Below are 8,467 nucleotides of genomic sequence, written 5' to 3' on the forward strand. Positions count from 1 at the left end.
CTCCGGCCGCGTCCGTCACGCCGCGGCCGGAAGCTCCACCTCCGACGCGGCCGGGGCGAGGGCCAGTTCGAGCACCTGGCGGACGTCCGTGACCGGGTGGACGTCGAGCCGGTCCAGGACCTCCGCCGGGACGTCGTCGAGGTCCGGCTCGTTGCGCTTCGGGATGATCACCGTGGTGATCCCGGCCCGGTGCGCGGCGAGCAGCTTCTGCTTGACGCCGCCGATCGGCAGCACCCGCCCGGTCAGCGACACCTCACCGGTCATCGCCACGTCCGTACGGACGAGCCGCCCGCTCAGCAGCGACGCGAGGGCCGTCGTCATCGTGACGCCCGCGCTCGGGCCGTCCTTGGGGACCGCGCCCGCCGGGAAGTGGATGTGCACGCCGCGCTCCTTCAGGTCGCCGACGGGCAGCTCCAGTTCCGCGCCGTGCGAGCGCAGGAAGGAGAGCGCGATCTGCGCCGACTCCTTCATGACGTCGCCGAGCTGTCCGGTGAGGGTCAGGCCCGCCGCGCCGGTCTCCGGGTCGGCGAGGGACGCCTCGACGAAGAGGACGTCGCCGCCCGCGCCGGTGACCGCGAGTCCGGTCGCCACGCCCGGCACCGCGGTGCGCCGCTCGGCCGGGTCCTGGGCGGACTCGGGCACGTGGTGCGGCCGGCCGATCAGAGCGCGCAGATCGCCCTCGCCGACCGTGAACGGCAGCTCGCGCTCGCCCAGTTCGTGCTGGGCCGCGACCTTGCGCAGCACGCGCGTGACGGACCGCTCCAGGTTGCGCACGCCCGCCTCGCGCGTGTACTCGCCGGCGAGCTTGCGCAGCGCGTCCTCACCGAGGGTGACCTCGTCCTTGTGCAGGCCCGCGCGCTCCAGCTGGCGTGGGACCAGGTGGTCGCGGGCGATGACGACCTTCTCGTCCTCGGTGTAGCCGTCGAGCCGGACCAGCTCCATGCGGTCGAGCAGGGCCTCGGGGATGGCTTCGAGGACGTTGGCCGTCGCGAGGAAGACGACGTCGCTCAGGTCGAGTTCGACCTCCAGGTAGTGGTCGCGGAAGGTGTGGTTCTGCGCGGGGTCGAGCACTTCGAGGAGGGCCGCGGCCGGGTCGCCCCGGAAGTCGGAGCCCACCTTGTCGATCTCGTCGAGCAGCACCACCGGGTTCATGGACCCGGCCTCCTTGACGGCGCGCACGATGCGGCCGGGCAGCGCGCCGACGTACGTACGCCGGTGGCCGCGGATCTCCGCCTCGTCGCGTACGCCGCCGAGGGCGACGCGCACGAACTTGCGGCCCATCGCGTGGGCCACGGACTCACCGAGCGACGTCTTGCCGACGCCGGGCGGGCCGACGAGCGCGAGAACGGCGCCCCCGCGCCGTCCGCCGACCACGCCGAGACCTCGGTCGGCGCGGCGCTTGCGCACGGCCAGGTACTCCGTGATGCGCTCCTTCACGTCCTTCAGGCCAAAGTGCTCGGCGTCCAGGACGGCCCGCGCGCCCCGGATGTCGTACTCGTCCTCGGTCCGCTCGTTCCACGGCAGTTCCAGGACGGTGTCGAGCCACGTCCTGATCCAGGACCCCTCGGGCGACTGGTCGCTGGAGCGCTCCAGCTTGTCGACCTCCTTGAGGGCGGCCTCACGCACCTTCTCGGGCAGGTCGGCGGCCTCGACACGGGCCCGGTAGTCGTCGGACTCCTCACCGTCCTTCTCGCCGTTGAGGTCACGCAGCTCCTTGCGCACGGCGTCGAGCTGACGGCGCAGCAGGAACTCGCGCTGCTGCTTGTCCACTCCTTCCTGGACGTCCTTGGCGATGGACTCGGCGACGTCCTGCTCGGCGAGGTGCTCGCGCAGCTGGGTGGTGGCGAGCTTGAGGCGGGCCACCGGGTCGACGGTCTCGAGGAGCTGGATCTTCTGGGCGGTGGTCAGGAACGGCGAGTAGCCGGAGTTGTCGGCGAGCGCGGAGACGTCGTCGATCGCCTGGACACGGTCCACGACCTGCCAGGCGCCGCGCTTCTTCAGCCACTCCGTGGCGAGCGCCTTGTACTCCTTGACCAGTTCGGTGACGGCGCCGGGCAGCGGCTCGGGCACGGTCTCCGCCCCCTCGACGTGCCGCCCCTCGACCCACAGCGCGGCGCCGGGCCCCGTGGTGCCCGCGCCGATCCGCACACGGCGGCGGGCGCGGATCAGCGCGCCGGGGTCGCCGTCGGCGAGCCGTCCGACCTGCTCGACGGTGCCGAGCACACCCGTGGTCGCGTACGTCCCGTCGATCCGCGGAACAAGCAGCACCTGCGGCTTGCTGCCACCGGCGGGCCCACCGGCTCCCCCGCCGGGCCCGCCGGAGCGGGCGGCGGCCTGCGCGGCCTCCACCGCGGCGCGTACGTCGGCGTCGGTCAGGTCGAGCGGGACGACCATCCCGGGCAGCACGACCTCGTCGTCGAGCGGCAGCACAGGCAGAGTGAGGGCGGCGGCGTTGAACGCCGAGGAATCAGCAGCCATGATCTCCCCTTCGTCATTCAAGTTGAGCTACATGGACTCAATGCATGGCCGCCCCTGGATGTTCCCCTCCCGGTGTTCGCTCTGGGCGATCGCGCCTGTCGAAGCGAAGGCGATCTTCCGTAATATCCACACCCCTAATTCGGGCATTACGCGTCGTATACGGGGAGCGCTGATGGCGAACGGCACGGATCTTGGACGACATCTCGTACGGGCCTGGGTCGAAGGGTGGGTCGTCTCGCGCGGCGCCGCTCCCCCGCTCGTCGCACCCTGGGGCTACACCGTCCGCGTCGGCCTCCCGGCCCACGTCGGACGGCATGTCCTGGCCGAAACCGGTGACGCGGTGCGCGAGGCGGACGTGCGCAAGGCCGCCGAGTCGACCCGCGGCGCGGGCATGCAGCTCAAGGTCTTCGCCGATCCGGCGCGCGTGCTGCCCTGGCTCGGCCCGGAGTGGACCCCCTTCGGCGCGGACGACTGGCTGATGGCCAGGGAACTCGCACCGGCCGACGCGGGCGCCGCCCCCGCGACCGCGCCACCCGGCTACGAGCTGCACACCTGGACCACGGCGGGCGTCACCCGTGTCCTGGTCACCGACGAGGACGGGGCCTTCGCGGCGCGCGGACAGGTGGCCCGGGCGCCGACCGGCACGAGCGTGGTCGTCGACCAGGTCGAGACGTCCGAGGACCATCGCCGCAAGGGGCTCGGCACGCTGGTCATGCGCCGCCTGCACGCGCGCGCCGCCGCGGACGGCGCCCGCCGCGCCGTCCTGGCCGCCACCCCCGAGGGCCGACTGCTGTACGAAGCGGTCGGCTGGCACGCCGTGGCTCCGCTGACCAACGCCCGCTGCACGGGCACCGCCGGACGCGACCATGGCTGAGGCCCGCCGGACCACGGACGCACCGGCCACCCTGACCGCCGCCCAGGAATCCGCGCTGCGCCGCATTCGTGCGGCCGGGGACCGCGAGCGCGGCAGGGCACTCGGGCGGCTGCTCGGGCACGGGGTGACGGAAGAGGACGCCGAGCGGCTGTGCGGCCTGTTGCGCGGGCACGCGCGCGTGACGCTCAACTTCCATCCGGACCGGCTGCTCGCCGACCACCGCGGCACCGTCGCCGACCGGCTCGCCGCGGACGGCCGGTACCGGGGGCAGTACGAGACCGGCCTGTCGAACGGCAGCCGCAGCGCGCACCCCGGCGGGTTGCGGGACAGCTGGGAGGAGCGGCTGTTCGGCGGGGCGTACACGGGCGCCGCCGCCCGGGAGCGGCCGAAGTACGGCGCCCTGAACCTGATGCGGCACGCGGACGGTGCCGCACCACGGTTCGGGTCGTGCCATGTGCGGCTGCGGCCCGAGGTGAGCGGGCGCGCGACGTTCTGCTTCGGCGACAGTCACGTCGGGCCGAAGGACCTGGGCACCATCGACGCGTTCCTGCCCGTCCTCGCCGCGCTCGTGACCGACGCCGCCGCGAGCGGGCAGTCGCTCGGGGTCGCGGGCGCCGACCCCGTGGCCGAGATCGGCGCGCTCGCGGAGGCCGCCGCGGCCCGGCCCGTCGGGCGTGCGCTCGACCACTACGTGGAGGCGCAGGTGCACGGGGACGTGGATCTGGCCAGGGACGCGGAGGCGATCGTCGTCGACCCGTCGTTCAGGGGCACCGGCACCGCTGAGCTGCTCGCCTCGCTCGGGGTGCCGGTCGAGTGGCACTCCGGGTTCGTGCTGCGCCCCGCCGGGCGGGACGACGAGCTCGCGGCGTTCCGGGGGCCGCTCATGCCTCCGTTCGCCGCGCGCGTGGCGGACGAGTTCGGTGCGGACGGCGCCGTGGACGCGGCCACCGTCGGACTGGCCGCCGCCTCGGCGCTCAGGTCGCCCGGAAAGTGGGCCGCGTACGGCACACCGGACGAGGTGCTCCAGCTGGTCAAACAGGTGTGGCACTGCCTGGTGGAGTTCGGCGACACCGGTTCGCGCGCCACCGGTTTTCGCGCCACCGGCTGAGAACGCGGTCGGGCCGACGCCCGCCGGCGCCGCACCAGCGGCCCGCAGGCCACGCCGACGGCGAGGGCGATCGGATGGCCCCAGTCGGTGAGGGGGTCGGTGAAGGCGAGCAGGTCCTGGAGCAGCATCGCGCTCACACCGCCGAGAATCAGCCATCTCGGCCACGGCGCGAGCAGCACCGCGAGGGCTCCGACGCTCGCCGCGACACCGAAGCTGACGCCGTAGTCGAGACGGTGCAGCGAGCTGTCCGGCAGATGCCCGGCGAGGACGGCGACGCCCACCGGCACCTCGGTGGCGAGCGTGGCCAGGACGTGCCCGAGCAGGAAGACCACGGCGGTGCGCGGGCCTGCGACGCGACGTTCCAGCGCGGTGAGCACCAGCACGAAGCCGATCACGAACGGCGAGGTGAGGCCGCCGGCGATCCACAGCGCGCTGGCCACGAGGACGAACAGCGGCGTATGGGCCAAATGGCTGACATCGGTGCTGGAGGCGCGCAGCGCGGCCCGCACGGTCTCCGGGTCGCCGTACCGCGTGAAGAGCGAGGTGGCGAGGAGAACCACGCCGTACGAGAAGGTGAAGGGCGTACCGGTCGGTGTGGGCAGGAGCCGGACCGGGCGCCGGACGAAGCGTCCGACGGCGGCCGACGCCCGGCCGGTGCCGTCGCCGCGGCCCGTGGCCTCGCCCGCTTCCACGCGAACTTCCACGCGAAGACCCCTTTCGTGCCGCCTCGCACCGCCCCACCGTCCGTCCCCGAAGGCCGCGGTGTCAGTGACGGGCGCCACCTGAGACGCGTTTCACAGCAACCTCTTACCGCCTCGAAACGTCACCGCCCCGCGTGCCCCTCCCCCGGGTGTGTCCGACAACCCCCATGGCCCACTCTGGCGTACGTGAAAATGGCCCGCATGAGCGCGATGCATGTCCCGGAGCCGCCCGTCGTCCTCGATCGCCGCGAAGGCCCGTACGGCGAAGTGGTGCTGCGCCGGCACGGCGAACTGCTCCAGATCATCGCCAACGGCACGTTCCTCATGGACACCTCCGACGGCCGTTCCGAGCGGCTGCTCGTCGACGCGGCGCGCGACGCGCTGGCGCCCGGACGGGACCGCGACGGGGCGCGGCCGAGCGTCCTGATCGGCGGGCTCGGCGTCGGGTTCTCGCTGGTCCACGCGGTGGCGGACCCGTTCTGGGGGAGCGTCGCAGTTGTCGAACGCGAACCAGCGATCATCGACTGGCACCGCTCGGGACCGCTGCGCGACCTCACCTGCGAGGCGCTCGCGGACCCCCGCGCGCGGATCGTCGAGGCGGACCTCGTCCCGTACGTGGATGAGACGCGGGACACGTTCGACGCGCTCTGTCTCGACATCGACAACGGGCCCGGCTGGACCGTCACCGACGGCAACGAGAGCCTGTACTCGGCGGCCGGACTCGCCGCCTGCCGACGGCGGTTGAACCCCGGCGGAGTGCTCGCCGTGTGGTCGGCCCAACCCTCCGCGATTTTCGAAGAAACCTTGCGGAATGCCGGATTCACGAGGGTCCGCACCGAAGAGATCCCCGTTGTCCGAGGAGTACCGGACGTTGTGCACCTCGCAGCACGGGGCGCGTAGCCGACCGGTGGTAACTCCCCGTACGCTGACGTCCGAACCCAGATCATGCAAGCGTCAAGCACGTCCCCCACGGCGTGCATTCAGGGGCGGGCGATGGAGCAGACACACACCTCCCACAACACCACCACGACGGCGCCCGGCGCTCAGCGTCGGGTCCTGGTCGTCGAGGACGATCCGACGATCGTCGACGCCATCGCCACGCGGCTGCGCGCCGAGGGATTCCTGGTGCAAACGGCACAGGACGGCCCGTCGGCGGTCGACACGGCCGAGGCTTGGCAGCCTGACCTGCTGATCCTCGACATCATGCTGCCGGGCTTCGACGGCCTGGAAGTGTGCCGGAGAGTCCAGGCGCAGCGGCCGGTGCCGGTGCTGATGCTGACGGCCAGAGACGACGAGACGGACATGCTCGTCGGGCTCGGCGTCGGCGCCGACGACTACATGACCAAACCGTTCTCCATCCGGGAGCTGGCGGCCCGCGTCCATGTGCTGCTGCGCCGGGTCGAGCGCGCGGCACTGGCCGCGACGACCCCGCGCAGCGGCATCCTGCGCCTGGGCGAGCTGGAGATCGACCACGCACAGCGCCGGGTCCGGGTCAGGAGCGAGGACGTACACCTCACCCCGACCGAGTTCGACCTGCTCGTCTGCCTGGCGAACACGCCGCGCGCGGTGCTCTCCCGCGAGCAGCTGCTCGCCGAGGTGTGGGACTGGGCCGACGCGTCCGGGACCCGCACCGTCGACAGCCACATCAAGGCGCTGCGCCGCAAGATCGGCGCGGAGCGCATCCGCACCGTGCACGGTGTGGGCTACGCGCTGGAGACGCCGACACCGTGACGGCCGGGGACCGGGTGCCGCAGGGCCGGCCCGCACAGCCGCCGCTCAGCCCGCTGTGGGCGTCGGGCGGGCTGCGCCCCTTCTCGGTCAAGGCAAAGCTCGGCACGCTCGTCGTCGTCTCGGTCTTCATCACCACGGGACTGGTGGTGGTGGCGCTCAAGACGGCGACCGAGCTGCGCTTCATCACCGTGTTCTCGATCATCGCCACGCTGCTGCTCACGCAGTTCGTGGCGCACTCTCTGACGGCGCCGCTCGACGAGATGAACACGGTGGCCCGCTCCATCTCCGAGGGCGACTACACGCGCCGGGTGCGCGGGGCCGGGCGCCACGACGAGCTGGGCGACCTCGCGGTCACGATCAACCGCATGGCCGACGAGCTGGCCGCCCAGGACGTGCAGCGCAAGGAACTCGTGGCCAATGTGTCGCACGAGCTGCGCACGCCCATCGCGGGCCTGCGCGCGGTCCTGGAGAACGTGGTCGACGGCGTCATGCGGCCCGACGCGGAGACCATGCGCACGGCGCTGAAGCAGACGGAGCGGCTCGGCAGGCTCGTCGAGACACTGCTCGACCTGTCCCGTCTGGACAACGGCGTGGTGCCGCTCAAGGCGCTCCGTTTCGAGGTCTGGCCGTATCTGTCGGGCGTCCTGAAGGAGGCCAACATGTCGGTCTCCCAGCGGGCCGGGCTCGCCTCGGACTCCGGCAGCCACACCCGTACGGACGTTCATCTGCACCTGGACGTCTCGCCGCCGGAGCTGACCGCGCACGCCGATCCGGAGCGCCTCCACCAGGTGGTGGCGAACCTGATCGACAACGCGGTGAAGCACTCCCCGCCGCACGGCCGTGTCACCGTACGGGCGCGGCGCGGGGCCTACCCGCAGTCCCTGGTGCTCGAGGTGCAGGACGAGGGGCCGGGCATACCGCGCTCGGAGTGGCACCGCGTCTTCGAGCGCTTCAACCGGGGCGACGGGCCGAGGACCAAGGGCAAGGGCGACGGCGGCACGGGGCTTGGCCTCGCCATCGCCCGCTGGGCCGTGGACCTGCACGGCGGCCGGATCGCGGTGGCCGAATCGGAGCGGGGCTGCCGGATCAGAGTCAGCCTTCCGGGCGAGCCGCGAACGCAAAGTTGACGTAGGGTTCCGGTCAGGGAGAGGTCAAGCCGCGCCAGGTCGAACGCGAACGCGCCGGGCGCGCGGTCGGTCGTACCGGAACCCCGCTTGTTTCCCGCCATTTCCCTCCCCGAAACACGACTTCCGGTGTGACTTACGCGACGGAACACGGCCCGGCCTCCACGCGCCGGTCATCGGGGCGTAGCCTTTATTCCCGCTGTCCATCACCTTGTGAGAAGCGGAAGAGGGCGGTTACCGCCGTGTCGCCACAGTCCCCCAGTAACTCGAGCAGCTCCACCAAGACCGACCAAGGCGGGCAGGGCAAGGACCCTGCCGCGGCCTTCGGCCCCAATGAGTGGCTCGTCGACGAGATCTATCAGCAGTACCTCCAGGACCCGAATTCGGTAGACCGAGCCTGGTGGGACTTCTTCGCCGACTACAAGCCCGGCGCGGCGGCCGCGGGGTCCGC

Annotated in this window: 7 protein-coding genes and 1 pseudogene; 6 read left to right on the forward strand and 2 right to left on the reverse strand. The window is 72.3% G+C overall.

From position 1 onward, the window contains the following. Nucleotides 1-15: 15 nt before the first annotated feature. Nucleotides 16-2,478 (reverse strand): endopeptidase La, encoded by a 2,463-nt coding sequence (gene lon, locus OFY01_RS29625; protein ID WP_266605125.1) that lies wholly within the window; start codon nucleotides 2,476-2,478, stop codon nucleotides 16-18. 172 nt (nucleotides 2,479-2,650) lie between these two features. On the opposite strand from lon, the gene OFY01_RS29630 reads away from it, so the two are divergent. Beyond that, nucleotides 2,651-3,352 carry a GNAT family N-acetyltransferase gene (locus OFY01_RS29630; RefSeq protein WP_266605126.1) on the forward strand — a complete coding sequence of 234 codons (702 nt, stop codon included), beginning with the start codon at nucleotides 2,651-2,653 and terminating at the stop codon, nucleotides 3,350-3,352. Then, the gene (locus OFY01_RS29635; protein WP_266605128.1) at nucleotides 3,345-4,460 is read left to right on the forward strand and encodes a DUF3626 domain-containing protein; all 1,116 of its coding nucleotides are present in this window, start codon (nucleotides 3,345-3,347) and stop codon (nucleotides 4,458-4,460) included. Before OFY01_RS29630 ends, OFY01_RS29635 begins: the two co-directional genes overlap by 8 nt. Before the next feature lie 80 nt (nucleotides 4,461-4,540). On the opposite strand, the pseudogene OFY01_RS29640 reads toward OFY01_RS29635, so the two are convergent. Beyond that, a pseudogene (locus OFY01_RS29640) lies at nucleotides 4,541-5,242 on the reverse strand (rhomboid-like protein); the annotation flags it as partial. A gap of 120 nt (nucleotides 5,243-5,362) precedes the next feature. Between OFY01_RS29640 and OFY01_RS29645 the strand changes: the two are divergent. From OFY01_RS29645 to OFY01_RS29660, 4 genes are all read left to right on the forward strand, one after another. Then, entirely contained in the window at nucleotides 5,363-6,061 is a 699-nt protein-coding gene (locus tag OFY01_RS29645) for a spermidine synthase family protein (protein ID WP_266605130.1), read from the forward strand. Between the two features lie 93 nt (nucleotides 6,062-6,154). Continuing rightward, a complete protein-coding gene (locus OFY01_RS29650) occupies nucleotides 6,155-6,892 on the forward strand; it encodes a response regulator transcription factor (protein ID WP_266605132.1) in 738 nt (245 codons plus the stop codon). 14 nt (nucleotides 6,893-6,906) lie between these two features. Continuing rightward, nucleotides 6,907-8,019, forward strand: coding sequence for a HAMP domain-containing sensor histidine kinase (locus tag OFY01_RS29655; RefSeq protein ID WP_407700453.1), 1,113 nt, complete (start codon nucleotides 6,907-6,909; stop codon nucleotides 8,017-8,019). A gap of 239 nt (nucleotides 8,020-8,258) precedes the next feature. Then, on the forward strand, nucleotides 8,259-8,467 hold a 209-nt coding region (locus OFY01_RS29660; protein WP_266605134.1), incomplete at its 3' end, for a 2-oxoglutarate dehydrogenase E1 subunit family protein.

Source organism: Streptomyces beihaiensis (genome assembly GCF_026274175.1).
In the GTDB taxonomy this organism is placed as follows: domain Bacteria; phylum Actinomycetota; class Actinomycetes; order Streptomycetales; family Streptomycetaceae; genus Streptomyces; species Streptomyces beihaiensis.